This window comes from Rhabdothermincola sp. (assembly GCF_036846205.1).
GTDB lineage: Bacteria > Actinomycetota > Acidimicrobiia > Acidimicrobiales > Acidimicrobilacustridaceae > Rhabdothermincola.
The window spans coordinates 30644-52834 of record NZ_DAIUCK010000007.1 but is presented as its reverse complement, the minus strand read 5'-3'; the positions used below and the strand labels follow the sequence as shown (position 1 = coordinate 52834).

Annotated in this window: 22 protein-coding genes and 2 tRNA genes; 13 read left to right on the top strand and 11 right to left on the bottom strand. The window is 71.8% G+C overall.

What is annotated here, in order from left to right:
- Positions 1-97: 97 nt before the first annotated feature.
- The 4 genes from V7004_RS02275 to pheA form a co-directional block, all read right to left on the bottom strand.
- Entirely contained in the window at positions 98-574 is a 477-nt protein-coding gene (locus tag V7004_RS02275) for a transglycosylase family protein (protein WP_334141720.1), read from the bottom strand.
- 452 nt (positions 575-1026) lie between these two features.
- A tRNA-Ser gene (locus V7004_RS02270) sits at positions 1027-1115 on the bottom strand.
- A 64-nt stretch (positions 1116-1179) separates the two neighbouring features.
- A tRNA-Ser gene (locus V7004_RS02265) sits at positions 1180-1267 on the bottom strand.
- Positions 1268-1292: 25 nt separating this feature from the next.
- Entirely contained in the window at positions 1293-2264 is a 972-nt protein-coding gene (gene pheA / locus V7004_RS02260; protein WP_334141717.1) for a prephenate dehydratase, read from the bottom strand.
- Positions 2265-2283: 19 nt separating this feature from the next.
- Here pheA and larB point away from each other — a divergent pair, with 19 nt between their 5' ends.
- Positions 2284-3042 carry a nickel pincer cofactor biosynthesis protein LarB gene (gene larB, locus V7004_RS02255; protein WP_334141714.1) on the top strand — a complete coding sequence of 253 codons (759 nt, stop codon included), beginning with the start codon at positions 2284-2286 and terminating at the stop codon, positions 3040-3042.
- Positions 3035-4306 (top strand): nickel pincer cofactor biosynthesis protein LarC, encoded by a 1272-nt coding sequence (gene larC / locus V7004_RS02250; RefSeq protein ID WP_334141711.1) that lies wholly within the window; start codon positions 3035-3037, stop codon positions 4304-4306. Before larB ends, larC begins: the two co-directional genes overlap by 8 nt.
- Before the next feature lie 11 nt (positions 4307-4317).
- On the opposite strand, the gene V7004_RS02245 is transcribed toward larC, so the two are convergent.
- Positions 4318-5331, bottom strand: coding sequence for a fatty acid desaturase family protein (locus tag V7004_RS02245; RefSeq protein ID WP_334141709.1), 1014 nt, complete (start codon positions 5329-5331; stop codon positions 4318-4320).
- A gap of 75 nt (positions 5332-5406) precedes the next feature.
- Between V7004_RS02245 and V7004_RS02240 the strand changes: the two genes are divergently transcribed.
- Complete coding sequence (locus V7004_RS02240) at positions 5407-6204, top strand: PaaX family transcriptional regulator C-terminal domain-containing protein (RefSeq protein WP_334141707.1); 798 nt, start codon at positions 5407-5409, stop codon at positions 6202-6204.
- A gap of 118 nt (positions 6205-6322) precedes the next feature.
- Here V7004_RS02240 and V7004_RS02235 read toward each other — a convergent pair whose 3' ends face one another.
- Positions 6323-7285: a putative 2-dehydropantoate 2-reductase gene (locus tag V7004_RS02235; RefSeq protein ID WP_334141705.1), complete on the bottom strand. Its 963-nt coding sequence runs from the start codon at positions 7283-7285 to the stop codon at positions 6323-6325.
- Between the two features lie 23 nt (positions 7286-7308).
- Here V7004_RS02235 and V7004_RS02230 point away from each other — a divergent pair, with 23 nt between their 5' ends.
- Both V7004_RS02230 and V7004_RS02225 read left to right on the top strand, forming a co-directional pair.
- Positions 7309-8028, top strand: coding sequence for an MBL fold metallo-hydrolase (locus tag V7004_RS02230; RefSeq protein WP_334141703.1), 720 nt, complete (start codon positions 7309-7311; stop codon positions 8026-8028).
- A 311-nt stretch (positions 8029-8339) separates the two neighbouring features.
- Positions 8340-9521, top strand: a complete 1182-nt coding sequence (locus V7004_RS02225) for a diguanylate cyclase domain-containing protein (protein WP_334141701.1) — start codon at positions 8340-8342, stop codon at positions 9519-9521.
- Between the two features lie 36 nt (positions 9522-9557).
- Here the strand turns inward: V7004_RS02225 and V7004_RS02220 are convergent, their stop codons facing one another.
- The gene (locus tag V7004_RS02220) at positions 9558-9920 is read right to left on the bottom strand and encodes a hypothetical protein (RefSeq protein WP_334141699.1); all 363 of its coding nucleotides are present in this window, start codon (positions 9918-9920) and stop codon (positions 9558-9560) included.
- Between the two features lie 75 nt (positions 9921-9995).
- Here V7004_RS02220 and V7004_RS02215 point away from each other — a divergent pair, with 75 nt between their 5' ends.
- Together V7004_RS02215 and V7004_RS02210 are read left to right on the top strand one after the other, a co-directional pair.
- A complete protein-coding gene (locus tag V7004_RS02215) occupies positions 9996-11282 on the top strand; it encodes an alkyl sulfatase dimerization domain-containing protein (RefSeq protein WP_334141697.1) in 1287 nt (428 codons plus the stop codon).
- Positions 11279-12526, top strand: a complete 1248-nt coding sequence (locus V7004_RS02210; RefSeq protein ID WP_334141695.1) for an alpha/beta hydrolase family protein — start codon at positions 11279-11281, stop codon at positions 12524-12526. The genes V7004_RS02215 and V7004_RS02210 overlap by 4 nt, the downstream gene beginning before the upstream one ends.
- Before the next feature lie 16 nt (positions 12527-12542).
- On the opposite strand, the gene V7004_RS02205 is transcribed toward V7004_RS02210, so the two are convergent.
- On the bottom strand, positions 12543-13337 hold the full coding sequence (locus V7004_RS02205; protein ID WP_334141693.1) for an SDR family NAD(P)-dependent oxidoreductase: 795 nt from the start codon (positions 13335-13337) through the stop codon (positions 12543-12545).
- A 124-nt stretch (positions 13338-13461) separates the two neighbouring features.
- Between V7004_RS02205 and V7004_RS02200 the strand changes: the two genes are divergently transcribed.
- The gene (locus tag V7004_RS02200) at positions 13462-14646 is read left to right on the top strand and encodes an acyl-CoA dehydrogenase family protein (protein WP_334141692.1); all 1185 of its coding nucleotides are present in this window, start codon (positions 13462-13464) and stop codon (positions 14644-14646) included.
- Positions 14647-14659: 13 nt separating this feature from the next.
- Here V7004_RS02200 and V7004_RS02195 read toward each other — a convergent pair whose 3' ends face one another.
- Entirely contained in the window at positions 14660-15139 is a 480-nt protein-coding gene (locus V7004_RS02195; RefSeq protein WP_334141690.1) for a hypothetical protein, read from the bottom strand.
- 139 nt (positions 15140-15278) lie between these two features.
- On the opposite strand from V7004_RS02195, the gene V7004_RS02190 reads away from it, so the two are divergent.
- From V7004_RS02190 to V7004_RS02175, 4 genes are all read left to right on the top strand, one after another.
- Entirely contained in the window at positions 15279-16796 is a 1518-nt protein-coding gene (locus V7004_RS02190; RefSeq protein ID WP_334141688.1) for an RNA polymerase sigma factor, read from the top strand.
- Between the two features lie 66 nt (positions 16797-16862).
- On the top strand, positions 16863-17495 hold the full coding sequence (locus V7004_RS02185) for a TetR/AcrR family transcriptional regulator (RefSeq protein WP_334141686.1): 633 nt from the start codon (positions 16863-16865) through the stop codon (positions 17493-17495).
- Positions 17492-18469 (top strand): AurF N-oxygenase family protein, encoded by a 978-nt coding sequence (locus V7004_RS02180; protein WP_334141684.1) that lies wholly within the window; start codon positions 17492-17494, stop codon positions 18467-18469. The genes V7004_RS02185 and V7004_RS02180 overlap by 4 nt, the downstream gene beginning before the upstream one ends.
- A gap of 5 nt (positions 18470-18474) precedes the next feature.
- Positions 18475-19287, top strand: a complete 813-nt coding sequence (locus V7004_RS02175) for a carbon-nitrogen hydrolase family protein (RefSeq protein WP_334141682.1) — start codon at positions 18475-18477, stop codon at positions 19285-19287.
- Positions 19288-19298: 11 nt separating this feature from the next.
- On the opposite strand, the gene V7004_RS02170 is transcribed toward V7004_RS02175, so the two are convergent.
- Entirely contained in the window at positions 19299-19772 is a 474-nt protein-coding gene (locus tag V7004_RS02170) for a hypothetical protein (protein ID WP_334141680.1), read from the bottom strand.
- 50 nt (positions 19773-19822) lie between these two features.
- Between V7004_RS02170 and V7004_RS02165 the strand changes: the two genes are divergently transcribed.
- The gene (locus V7004_RS02165; protein ID WP_334141677.1) at positions 19823-21061 is read left to right on the top strand and encodes an aminotransferase family protein; all 1239 of its coding nucleotides are present in this window, start codon (positions 19823-19825) and stop codon (positions 21059-21061) included.
- Here V7004_RS02165 and ald read toward each other — a convergent pair.
- Positions 21051-22184: an alanine dehydrogenase gene (gene ald / locus V7004_RS02160; RefSeq protein ID WP_334141675.1), complete on the bottom strand. Its 1134-nt coding sequence runs from the start codon at positions 22182-22184 to the stop codon at positions 21051-21053. The two genes, V7004_RS02165 and ald, sit on opposite strands and share 11 nt — an antisense overlap.
- Between the last annotated feature and the right edge of the window lie 7 nt (positions 22185-22191).

The window sequence follows — 22191 nt, the reverse complement described above, 5'->3', positions numbered from 1 at the left end:
CGCCCGCCCCTCGCCTCAGTCCGCTTGGGATGCGACCGTGTGTCACCCACGGCTGGCGGGCCCACAGCCGGGCCCGCCGCCGCGGTCAACGGTCAGGTCAGACCCGGTAGCCGCACACCGGCCACGGCCGGGGGCCGTTGGTGGACCACAGCGCCCGGGCCATGGCGTCCTGCTCCTCGGGTGACGCCCAGATGGGATCCACCCCGACCAACCAGGGGAAGTGCCGGGCCGCGGTGGCGTTCCAGGTGCTGATCGTGAACTGGTACGCACCGCGGAACGCACCCCGGCCACCGATAGCGGCGTAGTTGCCACCGGATTCGCACCACCGCAGCCTGGCGAGCTGCTGGTCGCTCAGCACGTGGTTGTACTTGCTCAGCTCGGCGAGCTGGGCGAACTTGCGGTCCCAGTACTTGGTGACCTCGATCGCCTGCTGTTGGATCTCGGCTTCGGTCCACTGGCTGTAGTCGATGCCGTTGTCTCGGTACCACTGCTTGAGCTCCTCGGGCGTGCACGCGGCGGCGCCGATCAGCACAGCCACGGCGAGCACGATCTTGGGGATCCAGGCAATCTTCATGGTCTCGGCGTCTCTCCTTCCCGGGCCTGTGCTCCCGGGCGCGCCGGCCGGCCTGCCGTCGGCACGAGGGGATCCACGAGGGAAGCCGGGGGCGGGGCGAACGGGCGCTCGGTGCGGGCGGTGAGGGAGCCGGCGGATGGTCGGTGCGGTGCACTCGCCTGCAGCACTCGTCTGCGGTTCACCCAGCCGGCGTGCCCGAGCACGGGCCGTATGGTTCGTCGTCCGTAACAGGATCGGCGGAATCGCAATCGTTCTGCAATATTTCGCTGGGTGACGTTGGTCACAGAATGGACACGTAGGCCGTGCGGCCTACGGACCGTGGCCGAGCTCAGCGAGGGGCGGCACGGCGCGCTGAGGACCCACGACCGCTGCGCCCGGGGCCGACAGACACCCACCGGACGTCCGCCGGACGCGCAACCGGGCCCCGTCCGATCGGCGGGACCCGGTGGGAGCGGAGAGGGTGGGATTTGAACCCACGGAGGGCGTGAACCCTCACCTCCTTAGCAGGGAGGCCCGATCGACCAGACTCCGGCACCTCTCCTCGTCGCGGGTACGCATGGTACACACGGGCGGATCACCGGCGAGCGGCGAGCCCGCGCGTCAGCTGGCGGAGGGAGGGGGATTCGAACCCCCGGAGGGTTGCCCCTCAACGGTTTTCAAGACCGTCGCAATCGTCCGCTCTGCCATCCCTCCGAGCGCGACCCTACCTGCGCCGGCATCACCGTCGGACCTGGGCCCGCAGGGCCGCGACCCACTCGTCGGCCGCTCGCCAGGCCACCTCCGCCTCGCGCCTGACCTCGGGGCCGTGCTCGCCCGCCGCGGGGTACGACCCCAGGAACTTCACGTCGTGCTGCTTGCTCTTGAGGTTCCGCAGCGCATCGGCCACCAGCTCGTCGTCGATGTGGCCCTCGAGATCGATCAGGAAGCAGTAGTCGCCGAGCCCGCGCTTGGTGGGTCGGGACTCCAGCTTCGACAGGTTGATGGCCCGGGCCGCGAACTCCTGCAGGATCGACAGCAGGCTGCCTGGGACGTCCGCGCGCTGGAACACCACGATCGAGGTCTTGTCATGACCGGTGCGCGGTGGGATGCCCTCACGAGCCACCACCACGAACCGGGTGGCGTTCTCCGGGTGATCGGCGATGTTCGACGCCAGCACCTCCAACCCGTAGACCTCCGCGGCCCGGGCGGTGCCGATCGCCGCGGTGCGCTCGTCGCCGTCCTCCGCCAGCGAGCGGGCGGCGTCGGCGGTGGAGTTGGAGGCCTGGGTCTGCACGCCAGGCAGGTGCCGGTTGAGGAACAGGCGGCACTGCGCGGTGGCGTGGGGGAACGAGACCACCGTCTTCACGTCGTCGATCCTGACCCCCGGCCGGGCGAGCAGGCACAGGTCCACCGCGATCACCACCTCGCGCTGGATCAGCAGCTCGGCCTCGAACGCCAGCGTGTCGAGGGTGACGTTCACCGAGCCCTCGATGGCGTTCTCGATGGCCACGAACCCCGCGTCGACCTCACCGGAGGAGGTGGCCGCCAGTACCTCGGGAATGGACCCGATCGACACCAGCTGCGCCTGCAGCAGGTCGGGCTGGGTCCGCAGCGCCTCCTCCGTGAAGGTCCCCGCCGGCCCGAGGTAGCCGACCCGCAACGACGCCATGTCTGCGGCCAGCGGCGGGGGAGATGCGGCGGCGTCGTCCACGAACGAGCAGGATAGTGACGTGGACGAAGCGGCCCTGAGGGAGATGCTGGACGCGGTGCGCTCGGGGGCGATGACCTCCGATGACGCGGTGGCCGTGTTGCGTCGGCTGCCGTTCGCCGACCTGGGGTTCGCTCGGGTCGACCACCATCGAGCGTTGCGACTGGGCATGGCCGAGACCGTGTACGCCCCGGGTAAGACCCCCGAGCAGTGCGCGGCGATCGTGGCCGAGCTGCTGGCGCAGCCCGGCTCGTCGCCGGTGATCCTCTCCCGCGCCGACGACGAGCAGGCCGCCGCCGCGCTGGCTGCAAACCCGGGCGGGGCGCGCACCCGCGCCACCGTGGTGTGGCGGCCTGCAGCCGAGCGCGCCGAGCGGGTGGTGGTCGTCACCGCCGGCACCGCCGACCAGCCGGTCGCGGACGAGTGCGCCTGCACCCTCGCCGCCCACGGCTTCCGGCCGGTGCGCATCAGCGACGTGGGCGTGGCCGGCCTGCACCGGATCCTCGACGCGGTCGAGGAGCTCGCGACCGCGGACGCGGTCGTGGTGGTGGCCGGCATGGAGGGTGCGCTGGCGAGCGTGGTCGGCGGGCTCACCGCCGCACCGGTGGTGGCGGTGCCCACCAGCGTCGGGTACGGGGCGAGCCTGGCCGGGGTCACCGCGCTGTTGAGCATGCTGGCCTCGTGCGCCTCCGGGATCACGGTGGTGGGCATCGACAACGGCTTCGGTGCGGCCTGCGCGGTGGTGCGCCTCCTTCCCTCCGCGGTGACCACCCGTGTCTGAGGTCGCCTGGTTCCACTGCTTCTCGGGCATCGCCGGTGACATGGCCATGGGCGCACTTGTCGACGCGGGCGCCGACATCGCCGAGGTGCGGGCCATGTGCGAGCGGCTCCCCGTCGGCGGGTGGGCCCTCGAGGCCGAACCGGTCACCCGATGCGGCATCGCCGGCACCAAGATCCACGTGCACGCGGAGGAGACCACGGTGGTGCGCACCGCGGCACACGTGAGCGCGCTGATCGAAGAGGCTCGCCTCCCCGAACGGGTACGCCGGCGGGCGCTCGCCGCCTTCCACGCCCTGGCCCGGGTCGAAGGCCGCCTCCACCGGCGCCCACCCGAGCAGGTGCACTTCCACGAGGTGGGCGCCATCGACGCCATCGTCGACGTGGTCGGCACCTGCGCGGCGCTCGAGCTGCTCGATGTGGATGAGGTCGCGTCCAGCCCGGTGGCGCACGGTCTCGGCATGGTGCGCACCGCGCACGGACTGCTCCCCAACCCCGCCCCCGCAGTGACCGCACTGTTGGAGGGCGCGCCCACCTACGGCCTGAACGTGGCCAGCGAGCTCACCACCCCGACCGGTGCGGCGCTGCTCGCCGCGCTGGCCAGCGAGTGGGGCCCCCTGCCGCCCATGACCGTCACCGCCACCGGCTTCGGGGCGGGGACGATCGAGCTCGACGACCGACCCAACCTGGTGCAGGTGGTGGTCGGCGCCCGCCGGCCGGTGCTCGATCCCGGCCAGCCGGTCGTGCTCCTCGAGACCAACGTCGACGACGCCACCGGTGAGCAGCTCGCCCACGCGGTGTCCGCCCTGCTCGACGCCGGGGCGCACGACGCCTGGGTGACACCGATCCTGATGAAGAAGGGCCGGCCTGCGCACCAGGTGAGCGCGCTGGCCGACCCATCGCTGGGGGAGCAGGTGGCCCAGGTCCTGGCCCGCGAGACGGGATCGCTCGGCGTGCGGGGCCGGACCATGGAGCGCTGGCCACTCGCCCGTCTCGAATCACAGGTCGACGTCGACGGCTATCCGGTTCGGGTGAAGGTGGGCGCGGGGCGGGTCAAGGTCGAACACGACGACGCGGCGCGGGTCGCCCGGCGGACGGGTCGCTCACTGCGCGAGGTCACCTCCATCGCGGAGGAACGCTGGCGGCATCGCCACGACCACGACGCCCACGGTCCTCACGGCAGCGAGCCGCCCAGGCGTCGGACCACCCCCGACGACGGCCCGGGAGGCGACCTGCCGGGCGACGACCCCCCTGACGACGCCAGCTGAACCGGCGTGGGTCACGCCGTGGGCGGGCGGGACGACAGCGCTCGCCAGAGGGCCCGGTAGCTCGGGTACTCGAGCTCCTCGGTCACCCACCCGTCCTCCACCAGCACCCGGTGCAGCTCCGGGAGCCGCTGGAACGGCACGCCCATGTCGACGTGGTGGGCCAAGTGCCACCCGGTGTTGAACGGCACCATCCAGAACCGGGCCATCCACGACTGGCGCACCACGTGGGTGGTCATCCGTCGGTCCTTCGAGCGGGTCATCCCCCCGTGCTCGGCGATGGAGCGCAGGCGATTGATCACCCGCCACACGGTCATCCACGGCGCCAGCCAGAACAGCGGGTAGAGCCACCACCGCCCGGACGCGAGCCACAGGCCGGCGAACAGCACCGCCTGCACGGCGACGATCCGAATGGCCACCGGGCGGGCCTGTTCGCTGCGGAAGGCGAGCAGCAACCCTTTGAGATTCTTCCAACCCGAGATCCCGATGGCGTCGCGGGTGAGCTTGCGGCGCATCGACGCCCGGGTGATGGGGTAGCCGAGGTAGAGGTTGAGGTCGGGCTCATTGGGGCCCATCTCGTCCTTGTGGTGGGCGAAGTGACCCCGCCGGTAGGCGTGGAACGGCACGAACGCGGGGTAGGCGAGGAGCCACTGGCCCACCAGGTCGTTGAGCTGCTTGCGCTTGAACAGCAGGCGGTGCGCCGCTTCGTGGCTGAGGATGGCGAACAGCGCGAACGCCCGACCCATGAGCAGGAACGTGGCTGCCCACACCCCCAGTGCCGCCCACAGAGGAAGCCGCACGGTGACCCAGCACGCCAGCGCCAGCAGGCCGACCGACTGGAGCCACACGGAGGCCACGTTGAGGGCGTTGCGGGCATTCGGGATGCGGCGGAGCTCCTCACGCAACCGGGGGACCGGCATGCCGCTGGCCGTGAGCCGCTCGGTGGGCAGCACGTCCGGGAGCAGCTCGGGGACCGGGACCATGTCCTCGGCTCGATGCTGCGGGCGGTCGATCGTGGCGGCGCTCACGACCGTGATATTACAGAATCTCGGCAGGTAATCCAAATCCGTAATCCCGCAACGGACCGGTACGCTCCCGGCCTCGTGGAGCAGCTCGGCGCCAACCGGCCTCTCACCGCTCGCTCGGTCATCGCCAGCACGCTGCTCGGCACCCACCCCCCGCAGTTGCCCAGCCGTCTCCTCGTGCGCTCCGGCGAGCTGTTCGGCATCAGCGAGGGGACGGTTCGCACCGCGATCTCCCGGATGCTCGCGGCCGGTGAGCTCGAAGCAGTCGATGGCGCGTACCGCCTGGCCGGTGCGCTCCTCGAACGGCAGGCTCGCCAGGACGCCAGCCGCCGGGGAGACCGGCGCCGATGGACCGGTAGCTGGGAGCTGGCGGTCGTCCCCGGGGGGGAGCGGCGCGACGCCGCCACCCGCGGCCAGTTACGCGAGGCCATGCGGCGGCTGCACCTGGCGGAGCTCCGCGAGGGTGTGTGGCTGCGCCCGGACAACCTCCACCCCCGCCGCGCGCCCGAGGCGGCGGCCATCGTCGCCGAGCAGTGCATCCGCTTCTCGGCCCGCCCCGGCGGCGATCCCGGGGCTCTTGCCGCCCGCCTGTGGGACCTCGCCGGGTGGGCCGCAACCGCCGCCCAGCTGGAGCGTGAGCTGCGTCGGCACCTCCCCCGCCTCGAGCGAGGCGATGCCAGCCAGCTGAGGGACGCGTTCGTGGTCTCCGCCGCGGTGTTGCGGCACCTCCTCGCCGATCCGCTCCTGCCGGAGGAACTCCTGCCAGCTCGCTGGCCCGGCGAGCGGCTCCGGGCCACCTACGAGCGATTCGATGCGGCGTTCAAGTCCACCTGGCGCACGCACTTTCGCGCTCAGGGCAGCGCCACCTCCGCGTAGCGCGACGAGCTCCTCCGAACTGTTCATGGGAGCGCGGCCAGCGGCCGCGCTCCCATGAACAGTTCCGGAAGGTGGGGGCTTCGATGAACCCTTGCGGAAGGGGGCTGCGATGAGGTCGTCAGGAAACGGAGGCGCGGGGCGTGGTTGCTGATCGGTCGAGGAAGCGGAGCTGGTCGTGCAGCATCGACACCCGCGGCAGGTCACGCCCCGCGGCCCGGGCCGCAGCCAGCGGCGCGGCATAGATCGCGTCGAGCTCCATCGGCCGGCCGGCCTCGAAGTCGAGCTTCATGCTCGGCGCGTACGGTCGCATGCGCTCGGTGTCGGCCAGCATCTGCTCCGCGAACGACCGGTCGATCGCCTTCCCGCACGCCGCCGCGCCGGCGAGCACCTCGTGCATCAGCTCGGTCACCAGCCGCCGGGTCGGCGGGTGGGCCACCAGCTCGTCGGTGCCGGCGTCGAGCACCACCGACAGCCCGTTGAAGGGCACGTTCCACACCAGCTTCCGCCACCGCCCCTCGACCAGGTCTTCGATGGGCACCGCTGGCACGCCGGCGCCGGCGAGGTCGTCGACCACGGCCCGCACCGCGTCGGTGATCCCGGCCGGTGCATCGCCGTCGCGGTGCTCGCCGAGGGTCACCCGCCCGTAGTCGAGGTGGCGGATGTGGCCCGGCCCCACCTTGTTCGAGCACAGGAAGCACATCCCGCCGACCACGGTCGTGCCGGGCAGGGCGCGGGCCAGTACCTCCTCGACCCCGAGCCCGTTCTGCAGCACGACCACGATCGGATCGTCGCTCGCGGCCACCATCCCCCGGACCAGGTCGAGAGCGCCCCGGGTGTCGGTGGTCTTCACCGCCACCACCACCACGTCGACCGCGGGCACCGTGTCCGGGGAGCCGTGCACCGAGACCTCCCCGAAGTGCAGGTCACCCGTCGGGGACTCCACCAGCAGGCCGTGCTCGCGGACGTGGTCGATATTGCTGCGGGCGACGAAGTGCACCTCGTGACCCGCGGCCAGCAGCCGGGCGCCGTAGAAGCCGCCGACCGCGCCGAGACCCACGATGGCGTACGAACGCTGTGCCATGGACTCACCCTACGATGCACGCCATGGCCTCGGACCGCTTGTACTTCCGCCAACTCCTGGCTGGCCGCGACATCGCCCGGACCGACCCCCTGGCGCGCCAGATGGTCAACTTCGTGTACCTCATCGGCGACCGGGAGACCGGCGAGGCGGTGGTGGTCGACCCCGCCTACGACATCCGGGGCATCCTCGACGTGGTGGCGGCCGACGGCATGCGCCTCACCGGCGCGCTGGCGACCCACTACCACCCCGATCACGTGGGCGGGGACATGATGGGCTACCGGATCTCCGGCGTGCGGGAGCTGCTGATGCTCGAGCCGGTGCCGATCCACGTGCAGGCCGACGAGGCGCCGTGGGTCCAGCGGGTGACCGAGGCGTCCGCGTCCGACCTGGTCGAGCACACCAGCGGCGACACGGTGATGGTGGGTGACATCCCGATCCAGCTCATCCACACTCCCGGGCACACGCCCGGCAGCCAGTGCTTCTTCGTCGACAACCGGCTGGTCTCGGGCGACACGCTCTTCCTGGAGGGATGCGGGCGTACCGACCTGCCCGGAGGCGACCCCCGGGCCCTGTACGAGAGTCTGACCCAGCGGCTGGCCAAGGTGCCCGACGACGCCCTGCTCTTCCCCGGTCACCTGTACTCCCCCGAGCCGAGCGCGTCGATGGGCGACACCCGGCGGCTCAACTTCGTCTTCCGGCCGCGCAACGAACAGGAGTGGCTGCGGATGTTCGGCGGCGGTTGAAACCAGCCGCTGCCCGCCGATGGGGCCTCGGGAACCCGCGGGGGCCGTCGTGAGCGTCAAAGCTGGGTCGAGGGGGCCGTTCGGCCCCCGTGCGCGAGTCCTGAGACCTATGAATCGCTGCCCGGTCGGCGACGATGCTTGACCCACGGGAAGGTGACCGGTCGCGCCCGGCTCCGGCACCGACCGATCCGCACCCCTCAGTGTGGTCGGAGGCGATCTTGGAACCGGATCATCCTGAGACTGGCCGACCGGCCCCGACAGCGGAGGAGATTCGGCGCGCCCTCCGCCGCTACGCGACCGAGTTCCTCCTGTTGCTCACCCCCGACGGTCGGCTGGTCGCGTCCTCGGAGGTGGTCACCCTGGGCTACCCGGACGACCAAGGCGGGCGCCACATCGGTGAGTTCGTGCACCCCGATGACCTCCCAGTGCTTTTCGAGGCGATCCAGCAGGCTCGGGAAGCAGGTGCCTATGGGCGCAGCTGGCGCTCCCGGGTTCAGCGGGCCGACGGCACCTGGGGAGTCTTCGAGGGGACGCTGGTGGACACGGAGAGCGATCCGGTGCTGCGCGGTGCGGTACTGCGGGTGCGCGAGGTCCACGACGACGAGCTGGCGGCCGCGGCCGGCGACCGCACCCCGGATGAGCCCGACGGCAGTGACCGGTTCCACTCCCTGGCCGAGGCGTTGCCGCTCGGCATCCTCTCCGCGGACGCCCGCGGCTGGGTGGTGTTCTGTAACAAGGCGGCCGAGCAGATCCTGGGCCTGCCCGCCAGCGGGCTTCGCGGCCGAGGGTGGGAGCGGGCCATCAACCGGGAGGACCGCTTGGAGGTCGTGGCCGCGGCCGGACACGTGGTGACCCTCGGGGTCGATCAGCAGGTGACGTTCCGGGTCGAGAGCGGGGACGGACCGAAGTGGGCCCACGCCAAGTTCGTGCCGCTCGGCGGGGAGCAGCGCACGGGATGGATCGCCACCATCGAGGACATCACCGACCGCCGCCGGGCGGAGTCGGAGCTGGCGCACCGGGCGACCCACGACCCGCTCACGGGACTGCCGAACCGGTTGCTGCTCCAGGACCGCGTGCGCCAGGCGTGCGGGCGCCTGCGGCGGGGGGCGGAGGCGGTGAGCGTGGTGTTCATCGACCTCGACGGCTTCAAGTCGATCAACGACACCTACGGCCATCGCACCGGCGATGCGGTGCTCGTCGAGGTGGCGAGTCGGTTGCGCCAGGTCGTGCGGGCGGCCGACACGGTGGCTCGGTTCGCGGGGGACGAGTTCGTCGTGGTCTGCGAATCGATCACCGACGACGAGCGGGCATCGCTGGTCCGGCGGTTGCGGGAGGTCATCACCGCGCCGATGGTGGTCGAGGGGGTGCGGGTGACGGTCGACGCGAGCATCGGGGTGGCGACCACCCATGACCCGGGCGCGGACGCCGATGAGCTGCTCGTGCTGGCGGACCAGCAGATGTACCGGGAGAAGCGCGCTCGGGGCGAGCGCTGAGGGCGCTGGCGGCGGGGCCGTCTCAGTGGGGTCGTCTCAGCGGGGCCGTTGCACCTCGAACAGGTGCGCGCACACCAGGCAGGTGTAGTGATCGACGCCCCCGACCACGTCGGTGACGTCGAGCCGGGACCCGCCCCCGCACACCGGGCAGGTGACCGCGGTATCGCTGGCGGCGCGCAGGACGGTGACCGGTCCGGGCTCGACCTGGTCAGGCCCCGGCTCCCGAAGGTCCAGCACCGCGGAGCTGCCGGTGAGGTCGAGCAGTGGGGATGTGGCGGGCGAGCTGCTCGGCGGCTGGTCGGGCCGGCCAGGCCGAGCAGGCTCCCGGCGGAGAGGCGGGAGCCCTGCCGCCCGTCGCCGCTCGTCCTCGGCGGCCGCGAGGCGTTCCCGCAGGCTCACGTTCCGTAGTCTAGCGAGCATGGGCCGTACGGCCCACAGGCCAGCCAGGTCGGGCAGCTCGTAGGCTCGGTCGCCATGACCGACCTGCTCGCGCTCTCCGCTCGGGTCATCGACGAGGGCGACCACGACGCCGCAGGGCCGGCCGCCCGGGTGACCTTCGAGCTGTCCGAGCTCACGCCGGGGTTGGCGATGGTGGAGTCCTTCTCCAACGTCGTGGCCTTCGGCACCGGCGAGGGCCTCGTGCTCTTCGACACTTCGATGCCCCAGTTCGCCGGGGCCGTGGTGGAGGCCCTGAGACGGTGGTCGAACGACCCGGTGCGCACCATCGTCTACACCCACGGGCACGTGGACCACGTGGGCGGGGCGCGCACCCTCCTGGAGGAAGCCGCGGCTCGCGGCGAGCGGCGACCGGAGGTCGTGGCCCACGAGGCGGTCCCGACCCGGTTCCGGCGCTACGACCTGACCAACGGGTACAACGCCCTCATCAACGATCGCCAGTTCCGCCGGGCGGGGGTCTTCGACAGGCAGGCGGCCCAGCCCCGCTTCCCACAACGCTGGGTGGAGCCCTCGGTCACCTACTCCGACCAGCTCGACCTGCGGGTCGGTGACCTGCAGTTCGAACTCCGCCACGACCGGGGGGAGACCGACGATCACACCTGGGCGTGGATCCCGAGTCACCGCGCGGTGTGCGTGGGCGACTTCATCATCTGGGCCTTCCCGAACGCGGGCAACCCACAGAAGGTGCAGCGCTACCCACTGGAGTGGGCCCGGGCCCTCCGGCGGATCCAGGCGCTGGAGCCCGAGCTGCTGCTCCCCGCGCACGGCCTGCCGGTGGGCGGTCGGGAGCGCGTCAGCCGGGTGCTCGACGACACCGCCTCCGCCCTCGAGTCCCTGGTCGCCCAGACCCTGGACCTGATGAACGCGGGCGCGACCCTGGACACCATCATCCACACGGTCACGCTGCCGGACGAGCTGCTCGCCCGCCCCTACCTGCGGCCCGTCTACGACGACCCGCAGTTCGTGGTCCGCAACGTCTGGCGGCTCTACGGCGGCTGGTGGGACGGCGACCCGTCACGACTCAAGCCGGCACCCGATCGGGACGTGGCCTGCGAGCTGGTGCACCTGGCGGGGGGTGCCTCGCAGGTGACAGGCCGGGCGCTGGCACTCGCGGAGGCCGGCGACGCGCGGCTCGCCTCCCACCTGGTCGAGCTGGCGGTGCGCGCCGCCCCCGATGACCCGGGCGTGCACGACGTCCGGGCAGAGGTCTACCGCCGCCGGCGTTCCGAGGAACGATCACTCATGGCCAGGAGCATCTTCGACGCGGCGGCGCGTGAGTCCGAGCAGCGAGGTGGCGAGCGGTGAGCGAACCGGCGCGGCGCCGGGCCGGCCCGCCCACGGCGGTGACGAGCGTAGTCCTGGTGCTGGCGATGGCCGCCGTGGTGGCCTGCAGTGCGGATCGTGTCGACCGCTCCGCCACCACCACCGCTCGAGAGGTTGAGCCGGTTCCGGTCGACTACTCGGGTCGTGGACCGTACCCGCTCGGGTTCGCACGGTTGTCGCTGCCCGATCGTGACGTCGTGGTGTTCTACCCCGCCGACGGTGACCGGCTCGAGGGGACGACCCCGGTGACCGCCTACACCAGTGCGGACGTGCTGCCGGAGCAGCTTCGGGGCTTCGTCCCTCCGGAGTTCTCTCCGGTGATCCCGCTCGACGCGCACCGTGACCCGCCGGCCAACCCCGACGGCCCGTTCCCGCTGGTGCTCTACAGCCATGGCTTCGGCGGGTTCAACCTGATCGCCTCGCAGCAGGCGGAGCACCTCGCCTCGTGGGGGTTCGTGGTCGCCGCGCCCGAGCACAAGGAACGGGACCTGCTCGCGACGGCCCTCGGCCAGGTCGACACCCAGGGGGATCCCGACGTGCGCGACCTGCGCAACACCCGGGCCCTGCTGGAGGTGGAGAACACCCGCACCGGCAGCCCGTTGCTGGGGGCCGTCGACGTAGCTCGGGTGGCGGCGATCGGCCATTCGGCCGGTGGCCGGGCAGCCGGGCTGCTGGCCAGGGAAGGCATGGTCGCCACCTGGATCGGTCAGGCGCCCGTTCCGCCCCTGCCCCGCACGGACGACCCGGGTGGCAACGCAGGCGCGGAGCTCGCCGACGGCTCGGCACTGGCCCAGCGCCTGGCAGCGGTCTCGCCGCCGCCGGTGCCTTCGATGATCATCGCCGCGCAGGACGACGGCGCCATCCCCCTCGCCAGCGTGCAGCAGGTGTTCGCCTGGCTGGCGCCGCCCAAGACACTGGCGGTGCTCGCCGGTGCCGGCCACAACGCCTTCACCGACCTCTGCGCGCCGATCCGAGCACAGGGTGGGTTGACCCGGTTCGCGGGCTCGATTCCGGTCCCGATCCAGATCCTCCAGCTCGGCGAGGACGGCTGCACCGAGTCCAGCCCCGATCCGCAGATCGCCTACGACGTGATCGATCACCTCATGACCGCACAACTGCGCTGGGTGTTCGGCTTCGATCCCGCACCGGTGTCGCTGGCGCCGGCGTATGTCGAGTCGTTGTTCCCCGGCGCGCTGAGCACCTACGAGACGACCGGCCCGCGCTGACCTGCCGAGAACCAGTTCAGCCGGTGGTGGTTCCGCCGTCGATGGTCAGGATGGCCCCGTTCACGTAGTAGGCCTCGTCGCTGCCGACGTAGGCGATGAGGGCGGCGACGGACTCGGGCTCTTGCATGTCGCGGGTGAGGAACGATCGGGAGATCAGCGACATGCTCGCTCCCTCCGGCGGGGTGAAGGCGCCCAGGATGTTGGTGTTCACCCCACCCGGGCAGACCGCGTTGACCCGCAGGCCGGTGCGGCCGTACTCGATCGCCATCGCCTTGGTGATGCCCACCAGCGCGTGCTTCGACGCGCAGTAGGCGGTGCAGTACGCCTGCCCGATCACCCCCGCGGTCGAGGCCAGGTTCACGATGTTGCCGGTGCGCTCGAGGAGATGCGGCAGCGCCGCCTGGCTCAGGTAGAAGGGCCCGGCCGCGTTCACCGCGAAGAAGGCGTTGAACCGCTCGGGTGTCTCCTCGGTGGTGTGCGCGGACCCGCCGATGCCGGCGATGTTGCACAACACGTCGAGCCCGCCGAGGGTGGTCACCGCGTCGGCCACCAGGGACCGGCAGCGCTCGGGATCGGTGACGTCGACCGTGCTGGGGTGGGCGGTGCCCCCATGTCCGGTGATCTGCCGGGCCGTCGCCTCGGCGCCCTCGCCGTCGATGTCGGCGCAGAACACCGAGGCGCCCTCGGCAGCCAACCGCAGCGCGGTGGCGCGCCCGATCCCCGAGGCGGCACCGGTGACCAGCGCGGCCTTGCCGCGGAACCGGTGGGGCAGGTCGGGATCGGCGAACGGGTCGGCAGGGGGGTGCGGCACGGTGGCTCCTCGGGGACGGCAGGAAGGGCGGGCAGGAATGGAACGGGTTCTGATTCTGGCGCGCGCTGGTTTGGTGCCGCACCTTCCACCTGACGGGCATGTCAGCTCCCCGTAGGCTGCGGCCATGACCGCACCCGTAGACGATCCCCACGCCGAGGTCCGAGCCGAGCTCCTCGACGTGGTGCGCCGGTTCACCGCCAACGAGATCATCCCCACCGCCGCGGCCTACGACCGCGACGACCGCTACCCCGAAGCCCTGGTGGAGCAGATGAAGGAGCTCGGGTTGTTCGGCATCACCGTGCCCGAGCGCTACGGCGGGCTCGGTCTGGACGTGCTCACCTACGCCCAGATCGTCGAGGAGCTGGCCTACGGGTGGATGAGCGTCAGCGGGTTCCTGAACACCCACTTCATGGGCTGCTTCCTCCTCACCAGCTACGGCACCGAGGAGCAGAAGGAGCGGTTCCTGCCCAAGATGGCCACCGGAGAGATCCGGGCCGCGTACTCGCTGTCGGAGCCCGACGCCGGTTCGGACGTCGCAGCCATCCGAACCCGGGCGGTGCGCGACGGTGACGAGTACGTCGTGAACGGCACGAAGATGTGGCTCACCAACGGACGCGAGGCCCGGCTGGTGGTGGCCCTGGTCAAGACCGCCGACACCGATCCGCCGCACCGGGGCATGAGCGTGCTGCTGGTGGAGAAGGAGCCGGGGGAGCGCTTCGAAGGCATCACCGTCAGCCCCAACATCCACAAGCTCGGCTACCGGGGGGTGGAGACCGTCGAGCTGACCTTCGCCGACCACCGGGTGCCGGCCGGCAACCTGCTCGGTGGCGAGGAGGGGGTGGGGTTCCGTCAGATGATGACCGCGGTGGAGCTGGGCCGCATCAACATCTCGGCCCGGGCGGTGGGCGTGGCCCGGCGAGCCTTCGAGGAGTCCATCCGTTACGCCCAGCAACGGCACACCTTCGGGCGGCCGATCGCCCAGCACCAGGCGATCCAGTTCAAGCTGGCCGAGATGGGCACCAAGCTCCGGGCGGCACGGCTGATGTGCTACGACGCCGCTCGCCGCAAGCAGGCCGGTGAGCGGGTCGACCTGGAAGCTGGGATGGCGAAGTACTTCTGCTCCGAGGTGTGCTGGGAGATCTGCCAGGAGGCCCTACGCATCCACGGCGGCAACGGCTACGCCGCGGAGTACCCGATCGAGCGGCTCTACCGGGACGCGCCGCTCATGATCGTCGGTGAGGGCACGAACGAGATCCAGAAGATGGTGATCGGGCGCCGCCTGCTCGAGGACTACGCCCTCGAGGCGTGAGCGGCGCCACGGCTCAGCCGGTGAAGCGGGGCTGGGCGACCGCGGCGGCCTGGGTCGTCGACGTGGTGGACGGCGCCATCGTCGTGGTGGTGGTGCTGGGGGGCGCCTCACAGGACCCGTCGAGCTCGAGCTCCGTGCCGAACGTGGTGGTGAAGGTGCCCTTCTCCTGGAACTCGATCGTGACCGTCAGCACGACGGTGCCGGCGGTGTCACCGGCGATGACCGAGGTGCCGGTGAGCTGCTCGTCGAAGAACTGGAACGGGTTGGGGGAGAAGGACACGTTCCCCTCCGCCGCCCCGGACAGCACGGCAGAGGTGACCTGGCCGTTGGCACTGACCAGCAGATCGATGGTCCAGTTGATCGTGTACTGGCCCGGGGTCGAGCACGTGGCCTGACCGTTCACCGTCGCGAGCAAGCCTGCGTCGGCTGGGGGCACAGCGACCAGCGCGGACGCCATGACGACGAGTGCCGCGAGCCCGACCTTGATCTTCATCGCTCCCAACTCCTCCACACCGTGCTGAGTCCCCGAGAGCATAGTGCGGCGGTCCAGGCTGGCGCGGAGTGGTCCGCCGAGCCCGTAAGCGCGGACCGCCTCGCCGGTCAGGTCGGGTTGACACAATGGATGCGACCCTATGGACCGAGATGCGCAGCGAGCGCGGGACGCCGAGTGGGTCCGGGCGACCCTCGACGGCGATCAGCAGGCGTTCGGGCGCCTGTACGACGCCTGGTTCGACCGGGTCTTCGCCCTGGCCATGGGCATCGTGCACGATCGCGAGACCGCGGCTGACGTGGCGCAGGACACCTTCCTCTCGGCCTGGAAGAACCTCGGCACGCTGGTGGACCCGGACGCCTTCGGGGGTTGGTTGCTGCGCATCGCGCGCAACGCCTCGCTCAACCGTCAGGCTCGCGAGTCGCGCAGCACCCCCGTGGATGGCGAGGGGATGGCGGTGATCGAGCGTTCGACCCTCGGCGCGGAGGAGCGCCTCGCCCGCCTCGACGACCCGGCCCGGCTGGCGGGGGACGCCGAGCTGGTGGCGTTGGTGCGCGAGGCCGCAGCAGCGCTCGGGGCGCGTGATGCGGAGGTGCTCGACCTGCAACTGCGCTACGGCCTGTCGCCGGCCGAGATCGGGGAGGTGGTCGGGCTGAACCGCAACGCGGCCAACCAGCTCTGCCATCGCATCCGAGCCCGCTTCGCCACCGCGGTGCGGGCTCGGGTGCTCTGGAACGGCTCCGAGCCGGCCTGCGACCAGCTCCGGGAGGTACTGCGATCAGCAGGCGTCGAGCGGTTCGACGCGGAGGCCGTGCGGCTCGCCGACCGGCACGCCGACACCTGCCCAGGGTGCTCCGAGCGGCGGGAGCTGCGGCTGCAGCCGGCGGCCATGTTCGCCTCCGTGCCCCTCGTCGCCGCACCGGTGGCGCTCAAAGCCAAGGCCGCGGCAGCACTGGAGGCGGCGGGGGTGCCCATGGGAGGCTCCGCGTTCGGCTCGGGGTCGGGATCGGGCGCCTTGCCGGGGAGGCCCCGGCGGACCGGTCGGCTGGCGCTCATGGCCGCGGCTGCGGTGGTGGTGGTCATCGCCGCGGTCGTGCTGCTGGCCGAGCGTCCGCACGACGGCGTCGTCCGAACGACGGAGATGGCGGCTGCCCCCACCACGGTCGAGCCCGCCTCATCGCTGGCGCCCGAACCGGTCGCGCCGGTCGATCCGACCGTGAGTGGGGCAGCCGATCCGACCACGGCGGACCCGGGGATTGAGCAGCCGACGCAGGTCGAGGAGCCGCCGGGGACCGCTCCCCCGGCGCTGGTGGTGCGCTTCGAGCTGGTGCCGTCGCAGGTGGACCGGACGAGCTGGCCGCTGGCCGGCGCCGAGCCCGGTTCCACCCCGACCCTGGTGTGGGAGGTGTCGGGCGCGGCAGCGAGCCGGGTGGCGCTGGCCGGTCCGGCGACGGATCGCACCCCGGGCCTGGCGGCCGCCGACGCGCTCGCCGGATCGCTGCCCGTCTGCCCGTTCACCGAGCGGCCGGGAAGCGATCGCTGCGACGTCAGTGGCGACACCGCCACCACCTACGAGTATCGGCTGATCGTCTACGGCCAGGGGGGTGAGGAGCTGGCCACGGCGACGGCGGTACTCACCGTGACCCGCCCGATCCCGTGACCGGGTGACAGGTGCCACTTACATGCAGTCTTGACTGTTTGTTAGTGGTCGGCCTACAAGACGAGCATGCCCACCCAGGCTGAGCGATCGGCCACCACCCGAGCGAAGCTGCTCGACGCCACCGCGGAGTGCCTCGCGGAGCTGGGCTACGCCCGGACCTCGACCACCGAGGTCGCCCGGCGCGCCGGTGTGTCGCGGGGCGCGCAGCTCCATCACTTCCCCACCAAGGCCGAACTGGTCGCCGCCGCGGTGGACCACGTGCTCGAACGCCGGGTGGAGGAGTTCCGGACCCTGATCGCCACCGTGCCCGACGGACCGGATCGCGTCGAGGCGGCCATCGACCTGCTCTGGTCGATGTTCCAGGGCCCGACCTTCGACGCCTGGTACGAGCTGACCACCGCGGCCCGAACCGACCCCGAGCTGCGCCCCCACGTCGCCCGGGTGGCCGACCTGCTCGACGAGCGGGTCCGGGACGTCTTCCACGATCTGTTCGCGCCCCCTCCCGGGCACGTGGCCACGCCCATCTACCACGACGTGGCCCCCGCGTTCCTGTTCGCCGTCCTCGAAGGGCTGGCCACCCAGCGGGTGACGGGCGGGACCTGTGCCGGCCCCAACGCCGAGAAGGTGCTCGCGGCTCTCAAGTACCTGGCCTCCGAGTTCCCCATCCACACTCCTTCCACCGGCGAGGTGCAGCCATGACCACGACCCCGACCCTCGACGAAGAGCTCTCCCTGTCCCCGTCCGAGGTCGCCACCCGCGACCGCTTCGAGCAACTGGTGGCGCGCCTCAGCCACCAGTCGGTCGTGAAGCACTACGACGCGTACGCGGACATCCCCTGGGACGACCCCGCCTACGCGATCGACCCCGACGACCCCCGGTGGGAGTTGAGCCGGGCGGCCGACCCCCTCGGCGCGACCGGGTGGTACCAGTCGCAACCACCGGGCGTGCGCAGCCGGATCGGGTTGTACCGGTACGCGTCCGCCATGAAGATCGGCCTCGAGTTCGAGAACATCCTCAAGCGCGGCCTGCTGGAGTTCGCGTTCGGTCTCCGCAACGGCGACCCCACCTTCCGGTACGCCTACCACGAGGTCATCGAGGAGGCGCACCACGGGCTCATGTTCCAGGAGTTCGTCAACCGCGCCGGCTTCGACGTCCCCGGCATCGGCCGCCGCGAGCGCCTCCTGTCGCGGCGGATCGTGCGGCTGGGCCGGACCTTCCCCGAGCTGTTCTTCCTGTTCGTGATCGGCGGCGAGGACCCGATCGACCACCTCCAGCGGGAGACCCTCCGCCAGCGCTCGGAGCTGCACCCGCTGTTCGAGACCATCATGCGCCACCACGTCACCGAGGAGGCCCGGCACCTCTCGTTCGCCCGCCACTACCTCAAGATGCGGGTGCCGCAACTCTCACCGCTGCGGCGGTTCCGGCTCTCGATCGCCGCGCCGACCATCCTCGGGGAGATGGCGAAGCTGATGATGCAGGCGCCACACGACCTCATCCGCGAGTTCGGTGTGCCCGAGGCGGTGGTCCGCGAGGCGTACACCGACAATCCCGAGCATCGGCGCCAGACCCAGGAAGCGCTCCGCAAGGTGCGCCGGCTCTGCCGGGAGACGGGCCTCATCAACCCGGTCTCCCGGTGGATCTGGCAGCGGCGAGGGATCTGGGCCGATGATTGAGCCCGATGCGGGTCGCGGCCGTTCAGCTCCACTCGACGCCTGACCGCGACCGCAACCACGAGACGGCGGCGGTCCTGATCGCCCGGGCGGCGGGCGAGGGCGCCCGGTTGGTTGCGCTGCCCGAGCTGTTCGGCTTCCTCGGTCGAGGCACCGAGCTGGCCGCGGGCGCCGAGCCCCTCGACGGCCCCACCGTGGCCTGGGCGCGGCAGCTCGCCACCACCCACGACGTGTGGCTGCTGGCCGGCAGCTTCGTCGAGCGCGACGGCGATCACCTCTACAACACGTCGTGCCTCGTCGGGCCCACCGGGGAGCTGGTGGCGACGTACCGGAAGATCCACCTGTTCGACGTGGAGGTACCCGGCACCGGCGGGCACGAGAGCGACCTGTACACCGCGGGTACCACCCCGGTGAACGCCACCGTCGACGGCATCGGGGTCGGGCTCACGATCTGCTACGACCTGCGGTTCCCCGAGTTGTACCGGATCCTCACCCTGCGCGGCGCGTCCGTGCTGGCTGTGCCGTCCGCCTTCACCGCCGCCACCGGCCGGGACCACTGGGAGCTGCTGGTGCGGGCCCGGGCGGTGGAGAACCAGGTGTACGTCCTCGCGCCGGATCAGTGCGGCACCAGCGCGGACGGCACGCCACGCCACGGGCACTCCCTCGTCGTCGACCCGTGGGGCCGGGTGCTCGCGGATGCCGGCGAGGGTGAGGGCCTGGCCATCGCGGACGTGGACCCCGCCGAGCTGACCCGGGTGCGGGAGCTGCTGCCGAGCCTGGCCAATCGCCGACCGCAGGCCTACCGATGGCCCGCGCCCTGAGCCCGACGCGGTCAGTCGCCCTCGCCGCCGATGTCCGCGTCGTAGGACTCGAACACCAGGTCCGCGCCACGGTGCCGGTGCCGGCTGATCTGCTTCAGCAGCTCGAGTGCCTCCTCGCGGGCCTGCTCGATGTGGCGGGCGTCGACCGGATCGGCGAGCAGCGGCCGGATCGCTGCCAGCCGATCACCCAGCTCGCCGTGCTCGCGCCGGAGCAGGTCGATGCGATGCGCCAGGCGCGGCGTGCGCTCGAGGATCTCGGCATAGAGGCCGTCCGGGCCCTCGACCTCCTCGATGTGCTCGGCAAGTGCCGCGTCGAGCGTGTCCAGCGCGCTCGCCACCGCGTCGCGCCAGGCGGGCGCGTCACCCGCCGGGCGAGCCAGCGCGGCTTCGAGGCCGTCGGCGGCGGCGGCGAGGGCGTGGCGGCGTGCCCGGGCCCGGGCCAGCGCGTCGGGTGATCCGGCCGAGGGTTCCGACAGCTCGCTCACCGAGCCAGCATGCCACGGTCTTCCCAGCCGGTCCCGGGCAGACTGCCCTCATGCGCCCGTCGTTCCTGCACCCCTTCGCCAAGCCCGCCGCGCCCGCGGACTCGTTCATCTCGATCGTCGGCGGTGACGGCGCGTGGGTGGCGGACCGCCAGGGCCGGCGCTTCATCGACGCCACGGCCAGCCTGTGGTACTGCCAGGTGGGGCACGGCCGGGTCGAGATCGCGAGGGCCATCGAGCGCCAGCTGCGGGAGCTCGAGGCGTTCCACACCTTCGACATCTTCACCAACCCCCGAGCCGACGAGATCGGCGACCTGATCGCCGCGCTGTGCCCCATCGCCGATGCCCGGGTGTTCCTCACCGACTCCGGCTCGGAGGCGGTGGACACCGCGCTCAAGCTCGCGCGGCTCTCCTTCGCGCTCAGGGGCCGGCCGGAACGCACCGTCGTGCTGGCCCGCCACGACGCCTACCACGGCGTGACCTACGGCGGTACCTCCCTGCAGGGGCTGCCCCCGAACCGGGAGGGGTTCGGGCCCCTGCTTGCGGACATCCACCACACCCACCCCCACGATCTGGCCGAGGTCGAGGCGCGTTTCGCCGAGCACGGCGATCGGGTGGCGGCGGTGATCGCCGAGCCGGTGCTGGGCGCGGCAGGCGTGCACCCACCCCGTCCCGGCTACCTGGAAGGGCTGCGTGAGCTGTGTGACCGCCACGGCGCGCTGCTCATCTTCGACGAGGTGATCACCGGGTTCGGTCGGATGGGCGCCTGGTTCGCGGCCCAGCACTACGGCGTCACCCCCGACCTCATCGTCTTCGCCAAGGGCGTCACCTCGGGCTACCAGCCGCTCGGTGGGGTCGTCGTCGGGGCGAAGGTGCGGGAGGTCCTCGAGGGCGACCCCGACTTCGTGCTCCGTCACGGGTTCACCTACAGCGGCCATCCGCTGGCGTGCGCGGCGGCGCTCGCCAACATCGCCGTGCTGCGCGACGAGGACCTGCTGGCCCGGGCCCAGGCCATCGGCCGCCAGCTCGGTCCCGCGCTGGCCGCCCTGATCGATCAGGGTCTGCTGGCCGAGGTACGGGGCGAGGCCGGTATCTGGGGTGCCGGGTTGCCCCCGGACGTGCACGCGGCGGTGGTGCGGGACCGGATGCTCGAGCTCGGCGTGCTCGCCCGGCCGATCGGCACTGCCACGATCGCCTTCTGCCCCCCGCTGGTGATCAGCGACGCCGAGCTCGACCGGTGCATCGACGCCCTGGCCCGATCGGTGCGCGCCGCCCGGGAGGTCACGACCTGAGACCCGCCAGCGCCTCCTCCAGCGGGAGGTACGGCTTGCCGAGCGCCTCGGCCACCGCCGGGTTGACGACGTGTCCACCGGCGGTGTTCACCCCCGCGGCCAGCGACCGGTCGAGCGCGAGGGCGCCGGCGACGCCGAGGCGCGCCAGGTCCGACAGGTACGGCAGGGTCACGTTGGTCAGCGCGTAGGTCGAGGTGTTCGGCACCGCACCGGGCATGTTGCCCACCGCGTAGTGCAGGACGCCGTGGCGCTCGAACACCGGATCGTGATGGGTGGTCTCATGCGAGGTAGCGATGCAGCCGCCCTGGTCGATGGCGATGTCGACGATGACCGCCCCGGGCTTCATCGCCCGCACCAGGTCCTCCTCCACCAGCACCGGCGCGCGCCCGCCCGGCACCAGCACCGCCCCGATGAGCAGGTCGGCCTCCACCACCGTGCGCTCGATCACCCCCCGGTTCGACGCCAGCGTGGTGATGCGCCCCATCTGGACCTGGTCGACGAACCGCAGCCGGTCGACGTTGCGGTCCAGCAGGTGCACCTCGGCCTCCATGCCCGCCGCGATCCACGCCGCGTTCCATCCCACGTTGCCCGCACCGAGCACCACCACCTTGGCCGGCTGGACCCCGGGGGCGCCGCCGAGCAGCACGCCACGGCCGCCGTTGTGGCGCTCGAGGAAGTGGGCGCCCACCTGCGCGCTCATCCGACCGGCCACCTCGCTCATCGGGGCCAGCAGGGGCAGGGCGCCGGTGGAGGTCTGCACGGTCTCGTAGGCGATGCCGACCACCTCGTGCTCGAGCAGCGCGTCGGCCACCTGGGGGTAGGCGGCGAGGTGGAGGTAGGTGAACAGGCAGATCCCCGGCCGCAGCATCGGGAACTCGCTGGCCTGGGGCTCTTTCACCTTGCACACGATCTCCGCCCGCTCCCACACCTCGGAGGCGTCGCTCACCACCTCCGCGCCCGCCTGGCGGTAGCGGTCGTCGGCGAAGCCCGAGTCGACGCCCGCGCCGGCCTCGACCAGCACCGTCACGCCGTGCTGTTCGAGCTCTCGTACGCCGTCGGGCGTGATCGCCACCCGGTGCTCGTCAGCCTTGATCTCCCGAGGGACCCCGACGATGCACGTCATCGGGTCA